The 24,719-nt window shown below is 41.8% G+C and carries 22 protein-coding genes; 1 reads left to right on the top strand and 21 read right to left on the bottom strand.

Annotated elements, in window-relative coordinates:
- Nucleotides 1–82: 82 nt before the first annotated feature.
- The 15 genes from G631_RS0107440 to G631_RS0107510 all read right to left on the bottom strand — a co-directional run bounded on the left by G631_RS0107440 (nt 83) and on the right by G631_RS0107510 (nt 15,601).
- Nucleotides 83–277: a hypothetical protein gene (locus G631_RS0107440; RefSeq protein WP_026488914.1), complete on the bottom strand. Its 195-nt coding sequence runs from the start codon at nt 275–277 to the stop codon at nt 83–85.
- Between the two features lie 118 nt (nt 278–395).
- Nucleotides 396–1,445 (bottom strand): electron transfer flavoprotein subunit alpha/FixB family protein, encoded by a 1,050-nt coding sequence (locus G631_RS0107445; protein ID WP_026488915.1) that lies wholly within the window; start codon nt 1,443–1,445, stop codon nt 396–398.
- Between the two features lie 203 nt (nt 1,446–1,648).
- Entirely contained in the window at nt 1,649–2,440 is a 792-nt protein-coding gene (locus G631_RS0107450; protein ID WP_026488916.1) for an electron transfer flavoprotein subunit beta/FixA family protein, read from the bottom strand.
- A 44-nt stretch (nt 2,441–2,484) separates the two neighbouring features.
- Nucleotides 2,485–3,645 carry an acyl-CoA dehydrogenase gene (locus G631_RS0107455; protein ID WP_026488917.1) on the bottom strand — a complete coding sequence of 387 codons (1,161 nt, stop codon included), beginning with the start codon at nt 3,643–3,645 and terminating at the stop codon, nt 2,485–2,487.
- Nucleotides 3,646–3,730: 85 nt separating this feature from the next.
- Nucleotides 3,731–4,603 carry a 3-hydroxyacyl-CoA dehydrogenase family protein gene (locus tag G631_RS0107460; RefSeq protein WP_026488918.1) on the bottom strand — a complete coding sequence of 291 codons (873 nt, stop codon included), beginning with the start codon at nt 4,601–4,603 and terminating at the stop codon, nt 3,731–3,733.
- Nucleotides 4,604–4,790: 187 nt separating this feature from the next.
- Nucleotides 4,791–5,585, bottom strand: coding sequence for an enoyl-CoA hydratase-related protein (locus G631_RS0107465; RefSeq protein ID WP_026488919.1), 795 nt, complete (start codon nt 5,583–5,585; stop codon nt 4,791–4,793).
- Between the two features lie 71 nt (nt 5,586–5,656).
- On the bottom strand, nt 5,657–6,850 hold the full coding sequence (locus G631_RS0107470; RefSeq protein WP_026488920.1) for an acetyl-CoA C-acetyltransferase: 1,194 nt from the start codon (nt 6,848–6,850) through the stop codon (nt 5,657–5,659).
- Nucleotides 6,851–7,137: 287 nt separating this feature from the next.
- On the bottom strand, nt 7,138–7,668 hold the full coding sequence (hpf, locus tag G631_RS0107475) for a ribosome hibernation-promoting factor, HPF/YfiA family (RefSeq protein ID WP_026488921.1): 531 nt from the start codon (nt 7,666–7,668) through the stop codon (nt 7,138–7,140).
- Nucleotides 7,669–8,200: 532 nt separating this feature from the next.
- Nucleotides 8,201–9,538, bottom strand: coding sequence for a C40 family peptidase (locus tag G631_RS0107480; protein WP_026488922.1), 1,338 nt, complete (start codon nt 9,536–9,538; stop codon nt 8,201–8,203).
- A gap of 118 nt (nt 9,539–9,656) precedes the next feature.
- Complete coding sequence (gene trxB / locus G631_RS0107485; RefSeq protein WP_026488923.1) at nt 9,657–10,595, bottom strand: thioredoxin-disulfide reductase; 939 nt, start codon at nt 10,593–10,595, stop codon at nt 9,657–9,659.
- A 127-nt stretch (nt 10,596–10,722) separates the two neighbouring features.
- Nucleotides 10,723–11,445 carry an elongation factor P 5-aminopentanone reductase gene (gene ymfI, locus G631_RS0107490; RefSeq protein ID WP_026488924.1) on the bottom strand — a complete coding sequence of 241 codons (723 nt, stop codon included), beginning with the start codon at nt 11,443–11,445 and terminating at the stop codon, nt 10,723–10,725.
- A gap of 82 nt (nt 11,446–11,527) precedes the next feature.
- Nucleotides 11,528–11,881: a response regulator gene (locus G631_RS0107495; RefSeq protein ID WP_026488925.1), complete on the bottom strand. Its 354-nt coding sequence runs from the start codon at nt 11,879–11,881 to the stop codon at nt 11,528–11,530.
- Between the two features lie 24 nt (nt 11,882–11,905).
- A complete protein-coding gene (locus G631_RS0107500; protein WP_026488926.1) occupies nt 11,906–12,790 on the bottom strand; it encodes a chemotaxis protein CheX in 885 nt (294 codons plus the stop codon).
- 108 nt (nt 12,791–12,898) lie between these two features.
- Nucleotides 12,899–14,203: an SseB family protein gene (locus tag G631_RS0107505; RefSeq protein ID WP_026488927.1), complete on the bottom strand. Its 1,305-nt coding sequence runs from the start codon at nt 14,201–14,203 to the stop codon at nt 12,899–12,901.
- Nucleotides 14,204–14,278: 75 nt separating this feature from the next.
- Nucleotides 14,279–15,601, bottom strand: a complete 1,323-nt coding sequence (locus tag G631_RS0107510) for a M18 family aminopeptidase (RefSeq protein ID WP_026488928.1) — start codon at nt 15,599–15,601, stop codon at nt 14,279–14,281.
- A gap of 208 nt (nt 15,602–15,809) precedes the next feature.
- Here G631_RS0107510 and G631_RS0107515 point away from each other — a divergent pair, with 208 nt between their 5' ends.
- Complete coding sequence (locus tag G631_RS0107515) at nt 15,810–16,958, top strand: glycoside hydrolase family 88/105 protein (RefSeq protein ID WP_026488929.1); 1,149 nt, start codon at nt 15,810–15,812, stop codon at nt 16,956–16,958.
- A 78-nt stretch (nt 16,959–17,036) separates the two neighbouring features.
- On the opposite strand, the gene G631_RS20145 is transcribed toward G631_RS0107515, so the two are convergent.
- From G631_RS20145 to G631_RS0107560, 6 genes are all read right to left on the bottom strand, one after another.
- A complete protein-coding gene (locus G631_RS20145; RefSeq protein ID WP_051196993.1) occupies nt 17,037–18,404 on the bottom strand; it encodes a ribosomal protein bL12 in 1,368 nt (455 codons plus the stop codon).
- A gap of 42 nt (nt 18,405–18,446) precedes the next feature.
- Nucleotides 18,447–19,541, bottom strand: a complete 1,095-nt coding sequence (locus G631_RS0107530) for a S66 family peptidase (protein WP_026488930.1) — start codon at nt 19,539–19,541, stop codon at nt 18,447–18,449.
- 93 nt (nt 19,542–19,634) lie between these two features.
- On the bottom strand, nt 19,635–19,910 hold the full coding sequence (locus G631_RS18450; protein WP_035789482.1) for a barstar family protein: 276 nt from the start codon (nt 19,908–19,910) through the stop codon (nt 19,635–19,637).
- Nucleotides 19,911–19,990: 80 nt separating this feature from the next.
- Nucleotides 19,991–20,644 (bottom strand): ribonuclease domain-containing protein, encoded by a 654-nt coding sequence (locus G631_RS21350; protein WP_026488931.1) that lies wholly within the window; start codon nt 20,642–20,644, stop codon nt 19,991–19,993.
- A gap of 43 nt (nt 20,645–20,687) precedes the next feature.
- Nucleotides 20,688–22,256 carry a hypothetical protein gene (locus G631_RS0107545; RefSeq protein ID WP_026488932.1) on the bottom strand — a complete coding sequence of 523 codons (1,569 nt, stop codon included), beginning with the start codon at nt 22,254–22,256 and terminating at the stop codon, nt 20,688–20,690.
- Between the two features lie 844 nt (nt 22,257–23,100).
- A complete protein-coding gene (locus G631_RS0107560) occupies nt 23,101–24,690 on the bottom strand; it encodes a glycoside hydrolase family 28 protein (RefSeq protein ID WP_026488934.1) in 1,590 nt (529 codons plus the stop codon).
- Between the last annotated feature and the right edge of the window lie 29 nt (nt 24,691–24,719).

Raw genomic sequence — 24,719 nt, forward strand, 5'->3', positions numbered from 1 at the left:
TCTTTTGCCATTATGTATTATTTTTCTTACTTAAGTCCCCAAATAATTATTGTAATTCTATACCCTCTACAGCCAAAACATCTTATAGCTCTTTAAGCAGATCCTCTGCTACTTCGCTGCCGTGCTTGGCAGCATAGCTTGCCCATTTCTTGGCTTTGGCCAGGTTCTTTTCACCAAACTCGCCTTTATAATAGCCTACTGCAATCTGCTCAGCTGCTTCGATGCTGCCCTTACCAGCCTTATCTATGAGATCTAGTAATTTCTGTTTTTTATCCATTTTTTTATTTCCTTCCGTTTCATATTCACTTAGTTTACCATATACCCACAAGTAAATACCACAAAAGGAAAAAAGAAGACCGCCACAAAAGTGACGGCCTCCCGAAATGTCTTATTTATCAGGCTTTCTGCTCAAGAGCCTCTTTGATCTTCTTTGTAAGAGCTGGAAGGATCTTGTTAAGATCTCCAACAACACCATAATCAGCTACATCAAAGATAGGAGCATTCTCATCTTTGTTGATAGCGATGATGATATCAGACTCTTCCATACCTGCAACGTGCTGGATTGCTCCAGAAATACCAATTGCGAAGTAAAGCTGAGGTCTTACAGTCTTACCTGTCTGTCCAACCTGAAGATCCTTTGGCTTCCAGCCTGAATCTACAACTGCACGTGAGCAGGATACTGTTCCGTTAAGAGCCTCTGCAAGGTCATCAAGGAGCTTGAAGTTCTCTGCAGAACCAACTCCACGACCACCAGATACAAGGATCTTAGCTGCCTGGATATCAGCAACTGAAGATGCTTCCTTAACGATCTTAACGATCTCTGTATAGCAATCATTCTCTTCAAAACCAGGATTGTACTCAACAACCTCTGCCTTTGCTCCCTTGATAGGATCAATCTTCTGCATAACGCCTGGACGAACTGTAGCCATCTGAGGACGGAAGTCTGGGCAAGCGATAGTAGCGATTGTGTTACCACCAAATGCAGGTCTTGTCATAAGGAGCTGTTTGTGCTTGGTCTCTCTAGCTGGTGATGGCTCAAGAGGGAAATCTCCGATTTCAAGCTGTGTACAGTCAGCTGTAAGACCTGTATGTACTCTTGATGATACTCTAGGACCAAGATCTCTACCGATTGCTGTAGCACCAACAAGGAGGATTTCAGGCTTGTACTCATTGATTACAGATGCAAGAGCGTGTGTATAAGGCTCTGTTCTGTAATCCTTAAGTGCAGGATCATCAACTACGATTACTCTATCAGCACCATACTCTGCAAGCTTGTCAACAAGTCCCTTAACATCGCTTCCAAGAAGTACAGCTGTTACTTTTTTCTCATCAAGATCTTCTGCAAGATTCTTGGCTTTGCCCAGAAGTTCAAGCGCAATGCTTGAAAGTTCATTGTCTACCTGCTGAGCAAATATAAATACACCCTTATATTCTTCTAAAGACATGACTCTTCTCCTTTATTCAAATCAATTTATTGTTTATTTGTGATATACGCATGGCTCCGCTTCGCTCTCGCCATGCTACATACATTCGGAAATCGATATTTTCATTTCATTCACATATCTTTTTCCTCATGTCTGTTCGGTCATTTCATAAACACGCTGCACAGTGCAAGCACTGCACCGTGTTTACTCATTCCCTATATCACTCAAATTACATGTTTCTCAGTAAGCTTACCTACGATATAGTCAACTGCTTCATCAGCTGAATCAGGAACAACCTTCTCGCCCTGACCCTTCTTAACCTTATCAGAAGCCTTTGCAATCTGTGTAGGTGATCCTTTAAGACCAAGGTTAGAATCGTCAACATCCTTAAGATCTGGTCTGCCCCAAACTGTAACTTCCTTGGCAAAAGCATCAAAGATTCCGCCAGGAGTCATATATCTAGGCTCATTGAGCTCTGAAAGAGCTGTAACAAGGCAAGGCATCTTAGCCTTAACAATGTGATATCTGTCTTCGAACTGTCTCTTAACTTCTACAGTGCCAGCCTTCTCATCAACCTTGATTTCCTCAGCATAGGAAATTACAGGAATATGAAGGTGCTCAGAAATCTGTGGTCCAACCTGAGCTGTATCTCCATCGATAGCCTGACGGCCTGTGATGATGAGATCATACTCAAGATTTCTAAGTGCTCCAGCAATTGTTGAAGATGTTGCCCATGTATCAGCGCCACCAAGAACTCTGTCTGTAACAAGAATTGCCTTGTCTGCGCCCATAGCAAGAGCTTCTCTAAGTACGGCATCAGCCTTAGGAAGTCCCATAGTAAGAACTGTAACCTCTGCGCCATACTGATCCTTTAATCTAAGTGCTGCCTCAAGACCTGCTTTGTCATCAGGGTTCATGATAGCAAGCATTGCACCTCTATCCAATGTTCCATCGGGTTTGAACTTAACGCCGCCCTTTGTATCAGGGACCTGCTTAATGCAAACTACAACTTTCATTTTTATTCTCCTTCTATCAGATTATATATTTCAGATGATCACTATTACTTAAGCAATGCTCCAGAGATAACCATTCTCTGAACCTCAGATGTACCCTCGTAGATCTCTGTGATCTTAGCATCACGCATCATTCTCTCTACTTCGTACTCTCTGATGTAACCATAACCACCATGGAGCTGTACAGCCTTAGTTGTTACATCCATAGCAACCTCAGCTGCGAAAAGCTTAGCCTTAGCAGCTTCTACTGAGTAAACATCCTTATTTTTCTTAGCATCAGCAGCCTGATATACAAGGAGTCTTGCAGCTTCACACTGTGTAGCCATGTTTGCAAGCTGGAACTGTGTATTCTGGAAAGCACCGATAGCTCTTCCGAACTGCTTTCTCTCTTTTACATACTCAACTGTTCTGTCAAGAGCGCCCTCTGCAATACCAAGAGCCTGAGCAGCGATACCAATACGTCCGCCGTCAAGAGTATGCATAGCGATAGGGAATCCCTTTCCTCTTGCGCCAAGAAGGTTCTCTGCAGGAATATGGCAATCCTGGAAAATGAGCTCGTATGTTGATGAACCACGGATACCCATCTTGTTCTCTTTTGTACCAAATGTGAATCCTGGTGTTCCCTTCTCAACGATGAAAGCTGAGAACTTCTTCTGCTTTCTACCCTTCTTATCTTCTACGATATCTGTGTAAGCAATGATGATGTAAATATCAGCAACCTCACCGTTTGTGATGAAGCACTTTGATCCGTTAAGAACCCATTCCTTACCATCTTCTGTAAGAACAGCCTTAGTCTGAACGCCCTGAGCATCTGTACCAGCCATAGGCTCTGTAAGACCAAATGCACCGAGCTTCTCGCCCTTTGCAAGAGGTACAAGGTACTTCTGCTTCTGCTCCTCTGTTCCGTATGTCATGATAGGATCGCAGCAAAGTGATGTGTGAGCAGATACGATAACTGCTGTTGTACCACAAACCTTTGCAAGCTCCTCTACGCACATGATGTAAGTAAGAGGATCGCATCCCTGTCCGCCGTACTCCTTAGGAATTGGAATACCCATGAAGCCGTACTTCTGCATCTTCTTAACGGTTTCCATAGGGAAAACCTCTGTCTCATCAACCTCTATAGCGTTTGGCTTTACTTCTTTTTCTGCGAAATCTTTAAAAAGAGCTCTAGCCATTTCATGTTGCTGATCAAGCTGAAAATCCATTATAATTTCCTCCGTATTTCTTTTTCAAAAATTTTTTATTCAAATGTACCTAATTGCTAAGTTCGTTCAATAACTTGCTAAGCGATCAGATATCAGTTGGAACCTTATTTCCATCAGCATAGTTGTAGAAACCGATGCCTGTCTTAACACCAAGCTTCTTACCACGAACCATCTTACGAAGGAGTGGGCAAGCACGATACTTGGAATCACCTGTCTCTGAGTAAAGAACATCCATGATAGCAAGAACGATATCAAGTCCGATGTAGTCACCGAGTTCAAGAGGTCCCATAGGATGGTTACATCCAAGCTTCATAGCTGTGTCGATACCAGCGATATCTGAAACGCCCTCTGAATATACGAAGATACCTTCGTTGATCATAGGAACAAGAATTCTGTTAACAACGAATCCAGCTGCCTCATTAACCTGTACTGGAGTCTTTCCAAGATCCTCAGAAATCTTCTTGATCTTCTCTACCATGTCATCTGGTGTGTTAGCACCCTGGATAACCTCAACGAGCTTCATAACAGGAGCTGGGTTGAAGAAGTGCATACCAATGATAGGCTTTGCAAGACCTGAACCAATCTCTGTGATTGAAAGTGATGATGTATTAGAAGCAAAGATACAATCAGGATTCTTAACGATGTTGTCCTGAAGCTCCTTGAAAAGATTCTTCTTGATGTCCATAACTTCAAGAGCAGCCTCTACTACAAGATCAGCATCAGCACAGATGTCATTAAGACCTGTCTGGATCTTAGCTGTGATAGCATCAGCCTCTTCCTGTGTCTTCTTGCCCTTAGCAACCTGCTTGTCAAGGCCTTTCTTAATCTTAGCAAATCCGCCCTCTGCGAACTCTGTCTTGATATCGCAAAGATATACTTTCTCAACGCTCTGAGCCTGAGCAAATGTCTGTGCAATACCTGAACCCATTGTACCTGCACCAATAACAGCTACCTTCATTTTATTTTCCTCCTATTGTGTGTAATATATATTTTTATGCATGATTACGCATGACTCCGCTTTGCTTTCGTCATGCTATTTTTATTCAGAATCCGCACTTTCGTGCTTCTTCCTCATAAAAATGCCGGTCTTCAAGGTCTCAAATTTTCATTTGCAAGCAAAAAAATTTTCGACTTTGAATCCCTAATCATGCATTTTTAAAAGCTACAACCTTAACCTTAGCTGGATCATCCTTTTTTCTAAGGAAGTTAGCCATACCTTCTCTCTGATCCTCTGTCTCAAAGCATGAACCAAAGAGCTTCTCTTCAATTACAAGAGCATCATCGATGTTAACCTGAAGGCCATCGTTGATTGCCTTCTTGCAAGCTCTAACAGCGATAGGAGCATTTGCAGCAATCTGGCTAGCCATCTTCTCAGCAGCTGGAAGAAGTTCTTCCTGTGTGTATACGGCATTAACGAGACCAATTCTGTAAGCCTCATCAGCCTTGATGTTACGTGCAGTATAAATAAGCTGTTTAGCCATTCCTGCACCAATAAGTCTTGCAAGTCTCTGTGTTCCGCCAAATCCAGGTGTGATTCCAAGACCAACCTCTGGCTGACCAAACATAGCATTGTCTGAGCAGATACGAATATCGCAGCTCATAGAAATCTCGCAGCCACCGCCAAGTGCAAATCCATTGATTGCTGCGATAACTGGAACAGGGAACTGCTCGATCTTACGGAATATATCATTACCCTTTTTACCAAAAGCTTCTCCTTCTGCCTTTGAAAGAGTACTCATCTCGCCAATATCAGCGCCTGCAACAAATGACTTCTCTCCTGCACCTGTAAGGACAACAGCTCTTACAACGTTTGTGTCGATACTGTCAAAAGCAGCAGCGAGGTCATCAAGCACCTGTGAATTAAGTGCGTTAAGTGCCTCTGGGCGATTGATTGTAACAACAGCGATGTTTTCTTTTACTTCGCAATTAACGAAACCCATTTCTAATTTCCTCCTGTGAAAATTATTGATAATAGCCTGCTGCGCAAGCACAGCAGGCTACAATAAACATATTAAGCCTCGTAGCGTTCTACGATTGTAGCGCATCCCATTCCGCCGCCGATGCAAAGAGTAGCAAGACCCTTCTTAACATCTTCTCTTCTAGCCATCTCATGAAGAAGAGTAACAAGGATACGGCATCCTGATGCTCCAACTGGATGTCCAAGTGCAATAGCACCACCATTTACGTTAACCTTGCTCATATCAAATCCAAGGTCCTTAGCTACAGCAACAGACTGTGCTGCAAATGCCTCGTTAGCCTCGATAAGATCGATATCATCAAGTGAAAGCTCTGTCTTCTTAAGAACCTTCTTAGTAGCTGCAACAGGGCCGATACCCATGATCTCAGGCTCAACACCTGCAAGAGCTCCGCCTACCCATGTAGCCATAGGCTTGATTCCAAGCTCCTTAGCCTTCTCTTCGCTCATAACAACTACTGCTGCAGCACCATCGTTGATACCTGAAGCATTACCAGCTGTTACAAGTCCGCCCTCTTTACCAGAGCAGCATTTAAGCTTAGCAAGAGTCTCAACAGTTGTTCCAGCACGAGGGCCCTCATCAACCTTGAACTCTACCATTTCCTTCTTAACCTTTACAGGAACAGGAACGATCTCATCGTTGAACTTGCCTTCTGCCATAGCCTTCTCACACTTCTGCTGAGAATTAGCTGAGAACTCGTCAAGCTCTTCTCTTGTAAGGTTCCATCTGTCGCAGATATTCTCTGCTGTGATCATCATGTGATAGTGGTTGAATGCATCTGTAAGAGCATCGTTAACCATAGTATCTACAACTGTTCCGTTGTTCATACGATATCCGAAACGTGCATTTGGAAGTGCATAAGGAGCCATTGACATGTTCTCCATACCACCTGCTACAACTATATCAGCCTCGCCAGCCTTGATAAGGTCAGCAGCCATATTGACACAGTTAAGGCCTGATCCGCAAACTACGTTAAGTGTAACAGCAGGAGTCTCGATTGGAAGACCTGCCTTGATAGATGCCTGTCTAGCTACGTTCTGTCCAAGACCTGCCTGGATAACGCATCCCATAAGGACCTCATCTACTAACTCAGGCTTAACACCTGCTCTGTTAAGTGCCTCTTTGATTACGATTGAGCCAAGTTCTGCTGCAGGAGTATTGCTGAGGGCTCCGCCCATCTTACCAATAGCTGTTCTGCAAGCACCTGCTATAACTACCTTCTGTGCCATAATTTATTTCCTCCATTTTGTTTATTGTGGACACATCAAAAAAATGTATCCGAATGTTTAAAACTAGTTTGATAATTTTTTATCAGAACAGAATAATTATAGCATCCACCTTGGGCAAATGCAACAAAAACTATCATCCTTACGTATTATTTTTATTAAAAAGCCATAAATTGATATATATTTATCAATATGTTGTTAAAAAAATAACAGTGCCATATTCCTATAGCACTGCTATTTCTAGATTTCATTCAAATGGCGGAAACTGTGCAAAGTTTATTCGTTTCCGCTTATACCTCAGGCTCAATAAGTCCGTAAGTGTTACCTTTTCTCTTGTAAACCACATTAACCTGATCAGTCTCTGCATTTACAAATACAAAGAAGTTGTGGCCTAAAAGTTCCATCTGAACACACGCATCCTCAGCATACATAGGCTTGGGATCAAACTTCTTCATACGCTCTATACGGATATCTTCATCGTCCATATAGTCTGATTCAATATATTCCTTCTTAAAATTGCTGGCTTCTGCCTGCTGCTTATCAACAAGTTTGCTCTTGTACTTCTTGAGCTGTCTTTCAATAACCTCCTCTACCAGGTCAATTGATACATACATATCGTTGCTGACCTGCTCTGCTCTGATGATTTTTCCTTTTACGGGAATGGTGACTTCGATCTTATGTCTCTCTTTGTCCACATTAAGAGTAACATTTGCATTTGTGTCGGGAGTAAAGTACTTCTCCAGCTTGCCTATCTTCTCCTCAACTGCACTACGAAGACCGGGTGTTACTTCGATGTTCTTACCTACGATTGTAAATTTCATGCAATCATCCCCTTTGCTGTCGCCTTGTGATAATTTCTGAAAAAAGAAATATCTCTGGCCATATTTAAGACAATAGTGCATTTTATGCCGCTTTTGTCTATACGCTATTATACCATTTAACAAGTCATCCGTGCAATTTATAACCGTCCAATAAAGATAATCTTTTTATTAACAGAGTCTTTTTGTGTATTATGCACAAAAAATATCCCTTGTTTTCGATTGCGTAAAATCCACTTCCAATTGTGGATATTTGTGGACAATGTGGATAACTTCGTGTATAAGTAGTTAAAAGCTGACTTTTTATTTTGTGGATTGTGGATAAGTTTTGAAAAATGTGTGAAAAAAAAATTATTAATTTATGTTGACTTTTGTACTTTAGTGCATATCAGAGAAATCAGTAAGATTCAAAAGGCAAGCAGCCAGTATTACCCTGGATTGCAGCGATATACGAAATCATATAATAGAAAAAAATGGAACTAACAAATCAAATGATCTATTAGTTCCACTATATTATCAATTAATATTCTTATTATTAGAAGATTCTTCTAACAGCAAGTACTGAACGGTAATCAGCATTAGAAATCTTAATACCAGTCTTGGCTGTAGAAGCATGTACGATCTGTCCGTTTCCAATGTAGATAGCAACGTGACCTGAATAGCAGACAATATCACCAGGCTGAGCATTTGCAAGTCCATCAACCGCTGCTCCCACTGATCTGTCAGCACCTGAACTATGAGGAAGACTAACACCGAAGTTAGAATATACACTCATAACGAAACCTGAACAGTCAGCACCATTTGTTAAGCTTGTTCCTCCATATACATATGGATTTCCAACGAACTGGCAAGCAAACTGGGCAACTGCAGAACCAATTGAGCTGGTCTCTGTTGTATATGAACTAGCTGAATTGTAGCTTGATCCAGATGATGAGCTGGAAGAAGTAGATGTGCTACTCTTAGCTGCCTTATTAGCTGCTGCTCTTGCTGCAGCCTCCTTGGCAAGACGAGCCTCTTCCTCTGCCTTGGATTCAGCCTTAACAAATTCTGTAGAAAGAGTTACGTAATCAGTTGAAACGTAACCATCACCTTCCTCGATACTAACCTTAACCCATCCATCAAGTTCCTCTGTAACTACAAGTTCATCCTCGATAGGAACAAGGCCTATAACTTCAGCATCAAGTCCAGCACCATTTCTAACCTTAAGAGTAGTAGTTGTTACTGTAGCAATTCTGGTTCCAACTTCCTTAGCAAGTTCAACTGCGTCATCTCCAGTTACACAGAACTCTGCCTTGACGTAACCTTCAACGGAACCTGACTGGATCTTGTACCATCCATCTTTCTCCTCTATAAAAGTACCAACTGACTTGTCATAGAGCTTACCAACTATCTCACCTTCCTCACTGGGAAGATCTCTTACGTTTACGTAATTAGTTACCTTGGCAATAACAAGAGACTTAAACATCTCTTCCTCGGAATCCTGCGCTGTTTCTGAAGAGCCTTCAGAAGCTGCTGCTGAATCCTTGATAACAGCACCTGTAGCATTCTGGATATCTCTAAGAACGTTATCTGTTACTGTTGAAGCAAGTGGTGTTACATCTGTTACTGCATTTGATAAATCCACTTCATCTGAAGAAGTACTATTAGTGGATGAATTCTCTGATTGTGTCTTACTAGTTTCTACTGACTGCTGCAGGTTTGAAAGTGAAACCTGATTGCTGCCGAGTGCATATGTTATACCTGCCTGAGGCATTACGCTTGTCACCTTGTTAGATGATGTATTGGATGCAGCAAAAGCGTCTACATTAGAACCTAAAAAAGTAATAGCAGCTGTGACTGATAAAGCAAGAAGCTGCATTTTTGCTTTTCTCAAAACGAACCTCCAAAATTGTTACGAAATTTGTTACATCTTTTACGAATATAAACTATTTATTAAATTTTGTCAAATCGTAAGTCACTCGCAGGTATTTTTTTAGTAAATTTTATTGCTTTTATCTTTCTTTTCCAACAAGGAAATCCTGAACTGCAGTTACTGCATTGGCTCCATCAGCTACAGCTGTAACAATCTGACGAAGTCTCTTCTTGCGAGAATCTCCAGCTACGAAAATACCAGGAACAGAAGTTGCTCCATCCTCACCTGCTACAACATATCCCTGTCCATCAAGCTCTACAAGGCCATCCACAAGGTCAGTTGAAGGACGAATTCCAATAGCAACGAAGATTCCATCAACATCCACATTACTTACTTCCTTGGTCTTAACATTCTCTATAACGAGCTGATTGACCTTATCCTCGCCCTTGATTTCTTTTACAACGCTATCCCAGATAACTTCTACATTCTCAAGACCAAAGAGCTCTTCCTGGAGGATCTTTGTTGCTCTAAGCTCATCTCTTCTATGAATAAGGTAAACCTTGCTGCAGAATCTTGAAAGGAAAATAGCATCCTCAACAGCAACATCACCGCCGCCATTAACAGCTGTAACCTTTCCTCTGTAGAAAGCACCGTCACATGTTGCGCAGTAAGAAACACCCTTTCCGATAAATTCCTCTTCTCCGGAAATCTCTAGTTTTGAATGATGTGCGCCTGTAGCAAGGATAACCGTATTTGACTCAAACTCGCCATTGTCAGTTACAACCTTATAAACAGGAGCCTTTGTATCAGAACCTGCCTCTACCACTTCTATAGCGCTTACTGTGGCGTCTACAAACTCTGCTCCAAGCTTGTCAGCATGTTCTCTGAACTTCATTCCAAGGTCAAATCCATTGACACCAGGAATTCCAAGATAGTTATCTACCTCGTAAGTGTCGATTATCTGTCCGCCGCTCACAGGATTCTTTTCAATAATGATCATTTTGAGTCCTGCTCTCTTGGCGTAAACTGCTGCTGAAAGACCTGCTGGTCCTGAACCTACTATAATAAGATCGTACATAAAATGCCTCCTTTTGCTATAAAAAAAATCAAATTTACGTTTTATTTAGATTGTGTACAATTTAATTTATAATATCATATTGCTTTTGTAAAGACCTATTTTCTAAAAAGAAAATTAAATAGCTATATTACACCCAGCCTCCGTCAATTGTGATTATCTGTCCCGTCATATATATAGGAGCCTCACAGACTTTTATAACGAGTTCTGCTACCTCTTTTGGGTCACCTATCCTGTCCATTGGAATCTCGGATCGAAGTTCTTCCATATCTTCCTCAGATAAATGTTTTCTGTTCATATCTGTATCTATAACACCACAGGCCACCGCATTAACAGCTATACCGCTTGGTGCAAGTTCTTTTGCCAGAGCCCTGGTAAAAGAATTAACGCCGCCCTTGGAAGCTGAATAGGCCACCTCGCATGATGCGCCAACATTTCCCCATACAGAGGAAATATTTACTATTCTTCCGCTGTGTTTTGAAACCATCATAGGAACCGCAAGCTTACTTGTATAAAAGACTGAATCCAGATTTGTGGCCATCAGTTTTTTCCAATCTGTAATCTCCATATCCGTCAAAAGTCCAAGCCAGGCCACACCAGCATTGTTAACAACAATGTCAAGATCCTCTATCTGCAAAAAGACCTGCCTAAGGCTCTCATAATCTCCCACATCACATCCAAAGGCCTTTGCCTTTATTCCATATTTATCTGAAAGTTCCCGTGCAAAAGAGCTAAGTGAATCGTAACTATTCTGGCAAATAAGGAAAAGATTATCCTTCTCTCTGGCAAAGCCTTCTGCAATGCTGCGTCCTATTCCTCTTGACGCTCCTGTAATAAGTACCTTTCTATTCATAAAAAGCCTCCAAAAAAACATAAAGAAAAGCCGAAGAGACCAAAAATCCCCTCGGCTTATATTGTCGCAAATATCTCCTTTATTAGCAATGCTTAAGTGCCTCTAACACGCTAGATTCCATAAATGGCTTGGCAATAAATTCTATAGCCCCGTATTTTACTGCCTCTACCATTTTCTCTTTTTGTCCGGCCGCGGTGATCATAATAACCTTGGCATTTGGATTGAATTTCCTTATCAGCTTTAAAGACTCAAGGCCGTCTACCTGAGGCATTGTAATATCCATGGTTACTACATCCGGTCCAAGCTTAACATACTGATCAAAACCGTCCTGACCATTTACTGCCTCACCTACAACTTCGTAGCCTGCTTTTTCGAGAATGTCCCTTAGTATCCTGCGTGATGTTCTTGAATCATCAACTATTAGTACAGTCTTCATTGCCTTCCTCCAAAGGATTAACCTTTATCCGATCTTCATGTCCTCTGCTATTGTTCCAAAGAAAAGAATCTCTCCGCCACTAAGATAAACCGGTATAGCCACTATAGGACCTGTAGCCTCCGTATAGGATACAAAGAATTCCGGTGGATCAAGTTCAATCTTGATGCCCTCAAGGCTCTTTTCAGTAGCATAGAGTCCATCAATGCAGTTTATGAACTCACAGGTGGCGTCTAGTGCATCCTCCTCCGTTTCAATAAATTCTTCCTTGGTATAGGCTATAGCAACCTTTTGCACATCAGCATATTTCCCACTGATGGCCACTGTTGCCTTTTCATCACCTCTATATTTCTGATAACCCAAAACTTCTGCTCTTATAGAATTTGTTCTATAGGCTTTGCCTATATACACATGATTATCCACTAATCTGTACATAGTTTTGATTGCCATGGAAAAGAGCTTCTTGTAAGCCTCATCAGCGCTATCAATAAAGATAGAAACTATTCTGTCAATATTCCCTGATTTAAGTTCCGCCATATCTGTGGCCGTAAATCCATTTTCCTTCTGATAGTCTTCTTCTGCCTTTGTTACCTGCTCCATAGATAGAAGCCCATCATCAACCAGGGACTGGACAAATGACAGGTATGAATTACCCTGAAGCTCCAGAAGTCTGGACAACTGAATTTCTGATAGATATCCCTTTTCAATAGCAATATCTCCAAAACGCTTATCCATAGATGCCTGCAGAGCATTTACCTGTTCTGCCTGAGCTATGGTCATGAGTTTTTCTGATACTGCAATTACGCCGAGCTTGGCTCTTTTACTCTCCTGAGTCTGAAACGCCTGAATTAACTGCCCCTTACTAAGAAGACCCTTTTCAAGCATATAGTTTCCCAGTAATCTATCCAGCATATTTTTACCTCGTTAGGTACTAAAAGCAACTCTTTAATACATACGAAAACGGATATTAGTCTACATTATATATTTTAGACTAATATCCGTTTATTAACAAGCTAATTATCAGTTATCTTTTTTCTCGTTCATGCGAGCCATGGCCTGATTTAAAGCTTTCTGTACAGCCACGTCCTGAGAGTCACTAGCTGAGCTGGTCGCTGGTTTAGGGCCTACTCCAGCCTGTGCCTTCATCTTGTCCGCCTGTATTCCAGCGGCCTCCAACATGGCCATTCTCTCTCTTGGAAGAACAATGCTCTGTCCCTCTGGGTTAATGGTGATGCCATCCTTGTCAGACATAAATTTCAAAATATCCTGATACTTGAATACAGCAGCATTCCACTCAGTACCGCGAAGCTTCTTGCCAAATTCTATACCATCTGTAAATATAGGAAGAAAGTGCTTGTCATCCTTGGTATTGAGCATAAGGAACTTGAACTTGGAATCCTTATTGAACTTCATTCTGCCATCTTCTAGAACCTCAGCGGGACCTTCATGCTGCATAGGCACAATAAAGTTGCTGGATCTGATGAGTGATAACATCCTCATCTCCTTGGCTCTTATAATCTCATTCCTCTTCTCATACTGAACAGGCCATCTGATTTCTTCGATGAAGTCAAGCATTGCAAAATTAAGTGCGGGATTAACAGGATGCTTGCCAAGGTCTTCGTTATTCCAATCACCAGGCGCAGCCACTATCTCGTTTCTCTTAAATCTTGCTCTGTAAGCTCCGTTATCCACAAAAATGTTCTCAACACCTATATAATACAGGTAATCAAAGAAACCTCTCTTTACAGCCGCTGTATCATCAGGATTCTCAACCTTGATATCTCTGACCATAAGTTTTCTAAACTGCTTGGCAAAAAGACCTGCTGCCTTCTCGGCAAGTTCCTTCTCGAAATAAACATTTCCAAAGCCATGATCTATAAACGGATAGCCTGTAGTTGCATCATACAGAACGTACAAAGTTTCTGCATCTCTTACCCTGTTTAAAAGTTCGTTATAGATCTTTCTGTGGTTCTTTTCAAAACCTGGAAGTGGAGCCTTCTTCTGGAACACTTCAAGAGCAGTTAAAAGAAACAGCACTTCCTGATTAGATAAAAATCTAAGAGAATCTGGCGAGATATCATCGTCATAGATCATCTCTCCTATCTCATTTTTCCTCTCTTGTGTCACTGTCTCAGGCATGGCATCCTCGCCAATTTCCTGGCCGTTTACCGGATTAAGACGTGGAAATCCTGGCCACTCCATATCTGCATGCGCATCCATTGCAGCCTGCATCTCTTTTTCCTTCTGGCTTGCAGCGCTAAGTTCCTCCTGCGCCTTGGCTTCCTCAGAAGCTTTCTTCCCTCCAAACAAATCAAATAAACCCATAATTCCTCCTAAATTGGCCATTTCAGAATTCGCCCCGACGAATAAAAAAATCTGAAATGGATATTTTATTATTTCTCAGCTCTCGTAAAAGACCTGTGATACTGCAGCAAGATACTCAGGGTCTCTACTGCCTGCAGTCTCATATGGAGAGTGCATTGCAAGCTGTGCAAGACCAATATCTACAGTATTGACAGCCACCTGAGCAGTTGAAATATTACCAAGTGTTGATCCTCCTGGCATATCAGAGCGGTTTGTAAAGCTCTGGTAAGGCACACCTGCCTTGTCGCACATCATCTTAAAAGTAGCAGCAGAAACAGCATCTGTTGTATATCTCTGATTAGCATTGTACTTGATAACTATTCCCTTATTCATAACCGGTCTGTTAACAGGATCAGCCTTATCAAGGTTATTAGGGTGAATAGCATGAGCATTGTCAGCAGATATCATAAAGCTCTGAGCCACTGCTGTGTAGTACTGCTCATTAGTTCTTCCAAGGCTCTCATTGATCCTTGTAAGAGTGTCCTTAAGGAAAGTAGAAGCTGCTCCCTGCTTGGTTCCACTTCCAACCTCTTCATTATCAAATACGCAGTGAACTGCAACATTATCAGAAGCCCCGGCATTCATAAAGCCTTCAAATGTAGTGTATACACACTCCTGATCATCAAGTCGTGAGCTTGCTATATACTCATCAGAAGCTCCCCATACTGTTGGCTTAACTCTGTTATATAAAAAGAGATCATGTCCTAAAATATCTCCAGCCTTTACACCAGCTGCCTTAGCGACAATTTCAAAGAACTTATCCTTGGCACTGTCATCTCCAAAAATTGGAAGCATATCCTTCTGGGCATTGTACTTGTATCCGTCATTAGCCTCTCTATTCATGTGAATTGCTAGAGCAGGAAGCATTAAAAGATCTTTATCTACATTTACAAGCCTTGTTTCAGCCTTGCCATTTTTGCCCTTTACTATGAGTCTTCCAGCTACAGATAAAGGTCTGTCAAACCACTCAGCACAGAGCATTCCGCCATATTTCTCAACGTTAAGCTTGATATATGCGCCTGGAACCTCCATCTCTGGATTCTCCTTGATCTTAAAAGAAGGAGAATCGCTGTGGCTGGCAATCATATAAAAGCCCTTGAAGTCCTTTTTAGGAATACTAAAAGAAATAATAGATGAATCATTTCTTGTTACGAAATACTTGCCTCCCTTACCGGATTTGGCAGGCGCAAGCTTCCACTCTTTAGCCTCATCAAGCTCTTCATAGCCTTCTGCAACAAGTCTCTTTTTGAGATTGTCGATCACCTGAAAACATGTTGGACTCTCATCAATGAAATTCAGCATTCTGGCTGTGATATCTTTATATACATTATTAACTTTTGAACTTGTTTTCTTTGCCATAATATACCTCTCAATCTGTACAACCTATAGTAATATTTACACCCTTTTAAGTCAACAAAATCCATTCAAAGTCTATATTTCCTATCACTTATAGCAAATATCTTCTCAAAAAATTCATATTGGATAAAAATGCTGATATATGCTAAAATGTAAGCACTTACATTTGAGTAATTTTTCTGTTTAAACAACTATCACGAATGGAGTTATTATGACAAGAGAAGAAACCTTCAAGATGCTGAGCGAATATGTTGATTTCCTTCTTGAGAAATCTGACGCTGAGCACCCATACTGGAACATTGAGAATGTCCTTAGCGGCAAACCTAACAAATGGAACTATATTGACGGCTGCATGATCACTGCTGTCCTTTCTCTTTACGAGATGACCGGGGATCAGAAATATCTTGATTTTGCTGATAAATTTGTGGGATGGTTTGTTCAGGATGACGGTTCTATCAAGACCTATAGTACTGAAGAATACAACCTTGATAATATTAATCCCTCCAAGAACCTGTTCAAATTATATGATCTTACAGGCAAAGAGAAGTATAGAAAGGCCATGGATACTGTAAGAGCACAGCTCGATACAATGCCTCGTACAAACGCCGGCAACTTCTGGCACAAGAACATCTATCCATATCAGGTATGGCTTGATGGCATGTATATGGCTCAGCCTTTCTACATGGAATATGAGCGCCGCTACAACAAGATGCAGGGATGCCTTGATTCCTTCAAACAGTTCAAGAATGTTGAATCCCTTATGAAGGATGAAAAGACAGGTCTTTATTACCACGGCTATGATGAGAGCCGCGATATGTACTGGGCTGACAAGGAAACTGGCTGTAGCCCTAACTTCTGGCTCCGTGCCCTTGGCTGGTTTACTGTTGCTCTTGTGGACACAGCAGAAGCAATGGATGAATCAATGTACTACGAGTATAGATACCTTCAGACAATGCTTAAAAACCTTGCTGATTCACTTATTCCTTTCCAGGATGAAAGCGGTATGTTCTACCAGGTTGTAGATAAAAAAGATGACCCTAGAAACTACCTTGAGACTTCAGGAACAGCCCTTATAGCTTACGGACTCCTTAAGGGCGTACGACTTGGATATCTTCCAAAGAGATTCGAAGACGTTGCCATGAAGGCTTTTGATGGAATCACTGAAAAATACTTATCCCGCAATGAGGATGGTTCACCAAAGCTTGGCGGAATATGCCTTGTAGCTGGACTTGGCGGAGCCCAGCACAGAGACGGCTCTCTTGAATACTACTTCTCAGAGCCCGTTGTAGAAAACGAAGCCAAGGGTGTTGCACCACTTATCCTTGCTTACACAGAAATCCTTCGCCGCAGCGATAAGTAAATAATATAGCCTTAATTATGTAAATAACGCGCATACCTTTGTGATCCTTCACATTGATATGCGCGTTTTTCATTATCTTTATCTTATTGTCACATTGGCTCCCAATGTTTCCAATTCATCTCTAAGTTTCTGAGCTTCTATAAGGGAACTATACTGTGTCACCTCAGATGGTGCTGCCTCCACAAGCTCTTTTGCCTCTTTAAGCCCAAGTCCTGTGGCTTCGCGAACACTCTTTATGACACGTACCTTATTATCTCCAACATCATTTATCACAACGCTATAGCTATCTCTAAACATTTTTGATAACTTCTCAAACTGCGGTTTATAGCTATAATACTCATATGTGAAGCTGTCCCCATTTTCTATTCCGGACCAGGTAGAATCTGTAAAGGTCACAGTTGCATTATGGTCCTCAAACGTAATAATACCAGAAATAGGGTTTCCTGCAGCATCGGTTGCTGTAAACTCAATGCCCTCATCAGTAAGAGTCCCAAGTCCGTCAGTTATGGATGTAAGCCTGAAAATACCTATCTGGACTATGTAGTCCCTTCCATTTCTGGCGATGCAAAGATTAGGATCACCAACCTCAGTATCTGTATATTCGCCCTCATAATCCCTTTTCCTTATTTCGTTTTTTATCTCTTCAAATTTACAAGCTGTTATCTCCTCATCTTTGAAGTAAAATGTAGCATTCTCATCATCGTATGTATCTGTCTCGCTAAAGGCTTCTAGCTTAAAGCTTTCCGTAATATTGCCATTTTCATCATATGAATTAAAGCAGTAGATCAGCCTTCCCTGGTGAGATGTATCAGTATGAAGGATATAGGCTCTTCCTTCATAATAACAGTAATCTAAAGCTGACGCTGATCCTTCGCCTTCTGCCATTACAAAAACCTGGCCATCACGTGCATCAAAATAGTATCCGCCATAGGGGCCACCCATAAGAAGTTCATTTTCTCCATCATTATCAAGATCTGCTCTTCCCAAAATGTAATGATAGGAAAAGTAATCATTCGGATCTTGACAGATATCTGAAATATAAAAAGGTTTACTCTCAGTGTGCATAGGATTTACAGCAGTGACTTCATTATTGATAAACATATCAAGGAGCTTTTCATTGTCAGATTTGTAATCTGAAAAGAGCATCTCTCTTAACCCGGTTTCGTTACCTTTTTCATCCGCTTCTTCTACTGAGGCTTCTATCGACGCTTCAGCTGATGCTTCTACCGACGCTTCTTCCTGTGCGATATCCTTTTGTGAAGCTTCTGCAGTACTTACTTCTACCTCCTCTAAACTTTCATTCGATGCACTGCCTGTTGCACTTACTTCTTGTGCAGGACTCTCCGAAGCAAATGTATTTGCTGCACGGACGTCCCAATACCAGCCTCCAGCAAAAATAGCGATAACAAGGATAACCCCCATTATCTTCCAAACCCTGTTTTTCATAACTTTTCTCCTCAATACTTATTTCATTTAATTATCTGATGATCATTTAAGATCATAGGAAATTGTAAATCTATTATCTCTAAATGAAACCCTGGCGTAGCTTCCGCATACCAAAGGAATCATTGGTGGATGATGGCCAATATCAAGATCCATTAAAATTGGCACTCCAAATTGTCCCAGCATATCAATAACAGCATTGTACTGGTTAAGTCCAAACATCTCCTGCCCAAAGGCAGCCCCCGGGCGACCGATCAAAAAGCCCTTAACATGCTCAAACCATCCGGCCTCTCTAAGATTCCATATCGACCTTCTGATACTATAAACATTTAGATCGCAGGCTTCCAAAAACCATATAAAGCCATCCTCTTTGTACTTTTCCACAAAGGCCCTGGTATTATCAAATCTGGTTCCTGCAAGATTTACAAGGCAGTCAAGGCATCCCCCGATAAGGCGCCCGCTAAATGCAATTTCATCTGTAACATCTTCCCCAGAGGTAACATCCTCTGGCCCTGAGCAGAAAGTCTGGCTCTTTTGAGCTTTTTCGCCTGGGACATAGGCTTTCATCTTATTAGGCTCTGTCACATAGTAGCTGCAAAGGTCATCTGCCCCTTCTGGAAGCTCCAGCTCCCACTTATCATAGTTTGAAAAAGATAGCTTTTTTCCTGTTATAAGATCTAGAGCATCCTGGATTGCAGGATTCCACTTCTCCATTCCAAAGTCACCAGCGCAGGGCGCATAGATAGCTGCAGTATCTGCGATAGTTACTGATGGGAAGATAAAGTTTGTGTTGTCTGAATATCCCATGAACCACTTGGGGCTGAATCTCTTTACTGCCTCAAAATCAATGAATGGGACCACCTCATCCATAAGTTCTCCACCACCAACAGACATAAGCACATCGTTCTGGGAACTCTTATAATAGTCAGTGAGCTCTCTGCCGCACTTTTCAGGTTTATTACTGATTCCGATTCCTTCAGCTTTATTGCAGTTTGGAGCAACATCCAATTTGTAGCCCATGCTGGAAAAATTTTTCCTGGCATTTTCAAATCTGCTGATATAAGGTTCGAAGGTGCACCCAAAAGATGGTGCCACAAATCCAATGGTTCCGCCTTCTTTCAAAAATTCCGGATATCTCATGCTACCCTCCTATCTGATTCGCAACATTCTTATCAGTAACTCTGCACTATCACAAGGTATTAAATTTACTCGTGACACCTATAGCATATATTTTCATGGATAAAATCTGATCTGCAGCCCTGCCATATCCTCGCATGCCTCCTCACACAGCCTTCTAAAGGCTTCAAAGTACTTATCCAGCCTGTACTGTGCGAATTTGGAGTTATAAAAAATTAAATTCCACTCATCTCCATATTCCCTCAAAACATCATTGAATGCATCAAGATTTCTGCCATAATAATCCGGAAGAGGCAGCTCTTTTACCAAAAGATTCTGCAGATCCTCCTTGCTATGAACTTCCATAAGGTCTATATAATATACTCTTTCCAACTCTGATTTCCTCTTATTCTTACATTGTTTTTTGAATTGCCATGCTCCGACTCCACGCCAGAGAGCTTCAGATAAGCATGTTACGGCTCACCGTATAGAAGATCAAATGATTCGTAATGATCCTCTGTGTAAAAGATAAGTCCATCATTGGAATAAATAATGCGCTTTGCTCCGCGCTTACTCTTTCCCAGAGTATCTATGTCACACTCATAGTATTTCCTGCCCTCTTTAGTAGGCAAAAGACCTTCATAGTTTCCAAAATAGTCACCACCGATACTCTTTCCAGGAGCATAACTTTCCAAAGACCCTCCGGGCCATCCAAGCTTCTTGGCCTCTTTCTTGGTAATGAAATTAGACGGGAGCTTACCATAAATATGGATATAAAGAGCCACATCCTCTTTGGAAGTATAAGTGCCATCCTCTGGAAGAGCTTCTTCTACTGATGCATTATCAGCACTTATGCTACTATCCACAGTAGTAATCTCACTTGCTACTGCACTACTGTTATCTACAGCCGTAGCTTCACTTACTCCGGTACTGCCATCATCTACTGTCGATAGCTCTTGCGCACTGGCAACACCAGAAACTGTATTCGATGCCTCAACTGAAGTTTCAGCTCCAGCGCCTGTTCCAGGCTCTACTACCTTGGGTTTCCTGCTGCATCCCACAAGGGATAGCACCAGCGCCATCAAAAGTGCAACATACAAAAGCGTCTTTTTAAATTTAAGCTTCATAAGTAAATCCTACTCCCTTGAATACATCCATATTCTAAACATTTCACGCTACTGAAAAGTCGCAAAAAAGCATAAATATCATTGCTCCGATCAGCATTACAGAAACGCTCACCCCGGCAAGTCCCTGCAGGATTTTTCCAATTATGCTATCGCGCCGTCTCATGATCCAGACAAAGCCAATCGTCAAAAATGCAAGCTCTGAAGTAATATACCTATAGTCACTGCTGCAGGTGTATGGGTATTTAAGCACAAATAAAGCATAGCTTCCCATAATGAATAAGAACGTCAGCAGTAAAAAGAGATTTCCTATACATTCCTCTTTTTCCCTAAGGTCTACCAGGATTCTGGACAGGCATCCTATCACAAAGGCAATCGCCAAAATAACTCCAGCTGCAATTGAAGCGCCATAGGCTATCTGTGCTATAGCCAGAACTCCTGGCTCTATAGAAGCAGGAAAGCTTTCGGAAAACATCCTGGTCTGAAACATGATGACCCAGGTATTGCTGGCCCAACTGGCATTTACACCATGGAATGGAAACTCCAGATGGAGAGCGGATAAAGATGGAATTCCAAATCTCTCCCACAAAGAAGCCCCTCCTGTATACATGGAAGAATCAGGCGTCATTGTAGGAATTCCTGGCAATTTATCAAACACAACAATGTTTCTGACTACAAAAGACAAACCTACAGGAATAGATACAAAAGCAAATACGATGTACTGTAAAAAGGTATCCCTAAGCTCCACCCTGTTGCCATGTCTGATCACGCTTACCAGATTTACAAGAAATATCACTGCAATTGAAAAGGCTGTGATCATGGTGTTTAATTTGACCACCATTCCAATTCCCAGAGAAAGCGCTGCCAATATAATATTCAGGTAAGTCTTATCATTTATCCAGACAAGAACTCTCCAGATTGTTACAAGTAACATCAAAAGAGAAAGTGCATCATTATTAACTGAGCCTGCAAAAACAATAAGCTTTGGATGCAGCGCCATAATAATGCTGCCCACAACAAGCCCTTTTTCTCCAATTCCCATTTCATCAAGGATATGCACCATAACTACTATGCAAAGGCCTGAATATATAAGTGTTGGTATCTGGAGATTTTCAAAAGCAAGAGCTTCCGGAACACCAATTATACGCTGAAGCGTCAGCCAAAGTGCTTCTATTATGTAATGCACTGGCGGATGAAAATAAGGAAACAGCTCATATGGATCCATATCCGGAAGTTTCATAAATTTATAAATATATTCCGCATAGCCGATGTGGCCTGTATTAACCTGGCTTGTCCCAAATCCTGTAAAAGTTCCCACATCATTTTGCAGGGTATAGATATCGTACATGAGAACATAGCCTGTCCTAAGCAGCATTCCCAGAAACACAGTGAACAACAAGGCACCTTCTGTCCCCAGATTATCGCTTTTCTTAAGATAATAAATAACTGCTATGCAGATTATAAAAAGCCCATAAATAGCCGGAAGCAGCACTCCTCTCTGAGTACTTCCCACAACCGCCGTAGCACTATTCCCCTGAAGTATAGCCACAGCCAGTCCCACAATAATTATCAGCAGATTCAATCTAAGGTAAAAACCTCTCCCCAAACTTCTCATACACTCAACTCCATCCAGTCCAATACCACGCCGCAATCTACATGGCATGCCTAGCTTGTTTTTTAACAAGATTATATCACACCGTGTTCCTCCCCAAAACACTTGGCCTGCCCATAACTCTTCTACAACCTTCTCTCGGCCAGCCCCAAAACAACTCTTCCACGACTTCTCCCCAGCCCGCCCCACCACCTCATTCACCTTCCCAGACGGCGCGCAGCTCTTTGCGATGTTCAAGAAAGTATTTTTTGGCGTAAGAGAGAGCTGAGGATTTAAGAGCCTTCCCAAAGCGCCTCAAAATCCTGTTTACGAATTACCTGTCCGAAGCTCGATCCCAGAATTTTGGATTTGGCAAGGGATCTGGTCTCACTCGCGACAAAGAAGTTCACATTTTCTTAGATGCTCCCGCAGCCTTTCTTTTAAAGCGCATGCTGCAGCGTAAACTTGCAGGACGGGGGATAATTACAACAGAAAATGCCATAGCCCGCAATGCGGGCGTTAACAAAAAATGCGAAATCAATCTTTCAAGTAAACTTGAAGAAGTTGATTTCGCATTTTTTAATGACGCAAAGCGTCAGATGGCATTTTCATAATATATGATTTATTACCCGTCCTGCTTCAGACAACGCTTCGCATGCGCAGGAAAGGCTGCCTTGGGAGCATTAGAAAATGGAACGTCTTTGTAACGCTCGCGAGTACCAAATCCACCCGCCAAATGATTCTGGGACGAGCTGAGTTTAATTCGTAGGATTTTGGGGCATCTTTGGGAATGCCTTAAATCCCAGCGAATGAACCGCCAAAAAAACTTTTTGAACAAGCAACCTCCTGCTGCGGCGCCTGTGGAGTGTTACTGGGCTTTGAGGGGCTGGTAGTATACGTCTGTGAGGTCGGTGTGCTCTACGGAGATGAGTTCGGGCTGGGTGTCGACACTACCTCTGATGTTTACGTTCTTGAGGGTAAGGTTCTGGACGTTTTTGGCGTAGATACTTCTGCCACTCATCTCATCAAAGTTGTCCATCATAACCGGCCTATCGGCTACTCTTTCGCCTTCAGGAAGAAACTCTACGTCTATGTTTTCAAAAAGGAGTTGTCCTATAGGCCTCTCTGGAAGTCCTACTGCGCAGAGCACACAGGCACTTGCGCCCTTACAGCTAATGTTTCTGCCAGCTATAGTTCCAATTACCGGAGTCATCTCATCTACTGGAGCTGGCGCCTGATTCTGTACATAATCACTGTGTCCGTCAGGATCACAGAAATAGAACATATTAACAGTAAATGGCATGTGCACACCATTCATATCTATATTTTCAAAAATAATATCATCAAGAACTGATCTCTCTCCGCGGCCACGCCTTGTCTTTATACGAAGACCTCTGTCAGTTCCGTCAAAGATACACTGAGATACCCTGATATTCTTGACTCCGCCTGCTGCCTCACTACCTACAGTCACACTACCATGTCCCTTTTCAAACTTGCAGTTGCGGATTGTAACATTCTCTGTAACCTTGTGATGCTCCTTGGCCATATAATACTTGCCACTCTTTATAGCCATACAGTCATCACCAACAGAAATCACCGTTCCAAGCACCAGAACATCCTTGCAGCTCTCTGGATCAAGGCCATCAGTGTTAGGCGAATTGGAAGGATTCTGAATATACAAATTCAGGAACTTAAGATCATCACAGTAGTAAGGATGAATGTTCCAACATGGAGAATTCTGAACCTTGATGTTCTGCACCCTGACATTCTTGCACCTTACAAGATACATGATGTTTGGTCTCCAGGCGCCTCTTTTTACCTTGGCATTAACCCACCAATCGCTATTTTGCGCATTTCCATCAAGTGTTCCTGGTCCAATAATATTGATGTTTTCAGCATCAATTGCTGTAATAAGTGATGCATAACAGTTAAGAGGATTACCCTCCCAGGTTCCAAGATTATACTCGTCTTTTTCATCTGTAGTCATCGTCATTCCAGGAAGAACAGGATAATGATTTCTATCAGTATCTCCAAGAAGAACTGCGTCCTCATCTAGCCAAAGAGTCATATTGCTCTTAAGGAAAAGCGGTGTCACATAGTAAGTTCCCTTTGGCAAATAAACTGTACCATCCACAGGGCATGCGCAGATTGCAGCCTGAATAGCCGCAGTATCTGGAGTTTTTCCATCTCCCTTAGCTCCAAAAGATCTTACGTTTAGAAGGACTGACTCATGTCTGGTAGTGACTTTCTTACTAGTCCTCTCTCCTGCAATCTCAAGAGTTATCTCATACTCCCTGTCTGGTAAAAGACCTGTCACAGAGGTCACATTCTGAGTGCCCTTTAAGGTCTCTTTTCCATCTATAAAAAGAGTGTATTCCTCATCCTGACAAAATATCTTATCTGTATCAAGCTCTATTGTCACACTCCTTGCAAACACTTCTACAACGTTAAAATTCATAAATACCTCCGAAATGATAAAAAGAAAAA

Source organism: Butyrivibrio sp. XBB1001 (assembly GCF_000424505.1).
In the GTDB taxonomy this organism is placed as follows: domain Bacteria; phylum Bacillota; class Clostridia; order Lachnospirales; family Lachnospiraceae; genus Butyrivibrio.

Bases quoted from the DNA above. Each gene is read 5' to 3' on its own strand.
- G631_RS0107560 (WP_026488934.1), bottom strand. From the start codon at position 24,690: ATGAATTTTAACGTTGTAGAAGTGTTTGCAAGGAGTGTGACAATAGAG.
- G631_RS0107445 (WP_026488915.1), bottom strand. From the start codon at position 1,445: ATGTCTTTAGAAGAATATAAGGGTGTATTTATATTTGCTCAGCAGGTA.
- G631_RS0107495 (WP_026488925.1), bottom strand. From the start codon at position 11,881: ATGAAGACTGTACTAATAGTTGATGATTCAAGAACATCACGCAGGATA.
- G631_RS0107450 (WP_026488916.1), bottom strand. From the start codon at position 2,440: ATGAAAGTTGTAGTTTGCATTAAGCAGGTCCCTGATACAAAGGGCGGC.
- G631_RS0107545 (WP_026488932.1), bottom strand. From the start codon at position 22,256: ATGAGAAGTTTGGGGAGAGGTTTTTACCTTAGATTGAATCTGCTGATA.
- trxB (WP_026488923.1), bottom strand. From the start codon at position 10,595: ATGTACGATCTTATTATAGTAGGTTCAGGACCAGCAGGTCTTTCAGCA.
- G631_RS0107500 (WP_026488926.1), bottom strand. From the start codon at position 12,790: ATGCTGGATAGATTACTGGGAAACTATATGCTTGAAAAGGGTCTTCTT.
- G631_RS0107530 (WP_026488930.1), bottom strand. From the start codon at position 19,541: ATGAGATATCCGGAATTTTTGAAAGAAGGCGGAACCATTGGATTTGTG.
- G631_RS0107470 (WP_026488920.1), bottom strand. From the start codon at position 6,850: ATGGCACAGAAGGTAGTTATAGCAGGTGCTTGCAGAACAGCTATTGGT.
- hpf (WP_026488921.1), bottom strand. From the start codon at position 7,668: ATGAAATTTACAATCGTAGGTAAGAACATCGAAGTAACACCCGGTCTT.
- G631_RS0107515 (WP_026488929.1), top strand. From the start codon at position 15,810: ATGACAAGAGAAGAAACCTTCAAGATGCTGAGCGAATATGTTGATTTC.
- G631_RS0107440 (WP_026488914.1), bottom strand. From the start codon at position 277: ATGGATAAAAAACAGAAATTACTAGATCTCATAGATAAGGCTGGTAAG.
- ymfI (WP_026488924.1), bottom strand. From the start codon at position 11,445: ATGAATAGAAAGGTACTTATTACAGGAGCGTCAAGAGGAATAGGACGC.
- G631_RS0107465 (WP_026488919.1), bottom strand. From the start codon at position 5,585: ATGGGTTTCGTTAATTGCGAAGTAAAAGAAAACATCGCTGTTGTTACA.
- G631_RS0107455 (WP_026488917.1), bottom strand. From the start codon at position 3,645: ATGGATTTTCAGCTTGATCAGCAACATGAAATGGCTAGAGCTCTTTTT.
- G631_RS21350 (WP_026488931.1), bottom strand. From the start codon at position 20,644: ATGAAGCTTAAATTTAAAAAGACGCTTTTGTATGTTGCACTTTTGATG.
- G631_RS20145 (WP_051196993.1), bottom strand. From the start codon at position 18,404: ATGAAAAACAGGGTTTGGAAGATAATGGGGGTTATCCTTGTTATCGCT.
- G631_RS0107510 (WP_026488928.1), bottom strand. From the start codon at position 15,601: ATGGCAAAGAAAACAAGTTCAAAAGTTAATAATGTATATAAAGATATC.
- G631_RS0107460 (WP_026488918.1), bottom strand. From the start codon at position 4,603: ATGAAGGTAGCTGTTATTGGTGCAGGTACAATGGGTTCAGGTATTGCA.
- G631_RS0107505 (WP_026488927.1), bottom strand. From the start codon at position 14,203: ATGGGTTTATTTGATTTGTTTGGAGGGAAGAAAGCTTCTGAGGAAGCC.